Annotated in this window: 1 protein-coding gene; it reads right to left on the reverse strand. The window is 63.5% G+C overall.

Annotated features, from left to right (window positions below):
- Window positions 1-26 precede the first annotated feature (26 nt).
- Window positions 27-1,180, reverse strand: a protein-coding gene (locus IP83_RS19230; protein ID WP_156309884.1) for an IS3 family transposase whose coding sequence is annotated in 2 segments (ribosomal slippage) — window positions 27-922 and window positions 922-1,180 — 1,155 coding nt in all. Because the reading frame shifts where the segments join, the coding sequence is not laid out codon by codon here.
- Window positions 1,181-1,244: the final 64 nt, after the last annotated feature.

The raw sequence follows: 1,244 nt of genomic DNA on the forward strand, positions 1-1,244 counted from the left end.
TGACCTGCCCCCCGCTGGTCCCGCGGTCATAACGAGAGTCCGCCGGTTTGATATTCGTGCTGCTCCACCGGCACAAGCGCGCCGGGCGTGACGCCTCCATCTTGCAGGAACGCCCGGCGCGCTTGTGCCGGTGTTCGGTTTCCCAGCGACGAGTGCGGCCTGACGTTGTTGTAGTCGTAGCGCCAGACCGCCAGCTTGCGCCGGGCGTCGGCGAGGCTGTCGAACAGTTCCTCGTTGAGTAGTTCGTCGCGCAGCGACCCATTGAACGATTCAATGAACGCATTCTGCTGTGGCTTTCCGGGATCGATATAGTGCCACTCGACCTTGTTCTCGCTGGCCCATTTCAGGATCGCCCGGCTGGTAAACTCGGTTCCGTTGTCACTGACGATGCAAGCCGGTTTGCCATAGAGACGCACCAGCGTGTCGAGCTCACGTGCGACCCTGACGCCCGAGATGCTGGTGTCGCCCAGCAGGCACAGGTTTTCGCGGCAGGCGTCATCATTGATCGCCAGGATACGCAGGCGACGGGAGGCGCCGAAGGTGTCGGCCACAAAGTCCATCGACCAGCGATCATTCGGTCGCAGCGGCACTGGCATCGGCGTCCGGCTGCCGCGAGCCCGCTTCCGACCCCGGCGCCGGCGCACCGACAGACCCTCCTCCCGGTAGAGCCGGTAGAGCTTCTTGTGGTTCATGATGTGCCCCTTGCGTTCGAGCATGACGCCGACCCGCCGGTAGCCGAACCGACGGCGCATAGCGGCGATCTCGCGCATCTCCTCGCGGATCTCGGCATGGTCGGGCGGACGTTCTCGCCGGACCGTCTTGGGGTCGACGCCGATCAGCACGCAGGCACGGCGCTGCGAGACCTGGTAATACCGCATCACGCCAAGCGCTGCGTCCCGTCGCTGGCCTGGCGTCGTCAGACTTTTCCCAGCAGGTCCTTCAGGATCGCGTTATCCAGAACGCTCTCGGCCAGCAGGCGCTTGAGCTTGCCATTCTCATCCTCGAGCTGCCGCAGCCGTCGGGCATCAGACACCTCCAGCCCGCCATACTTGGCCTTCAGCTTGTAGAATGTGGCCGGGCTCAGGCCATGCTTGCGGCAGACCTCGGCCGTCGAAAGCCCAGCCTCCTGCTCCTTGATCATACCGATGATTTGCTCCTCGGAAAAACGGCTCTTCCTCATTCATCTGCTCCTTCGTTGGGGCAGACTCTACATCAAATCGAGGGCGCCAACGGGGGGCAGGTCA

The sequence above is a fragment of the Novosphingobium sp. AAP93 genome (assembly GCF_001296055.1).
In the GTDB taxonomy this organism is placed as follows: Bacteria; Pseudomonadota; Alphaproteobacteria; order Sphingomonadales; family Sphingomonadaceae; genus Novosphingobium.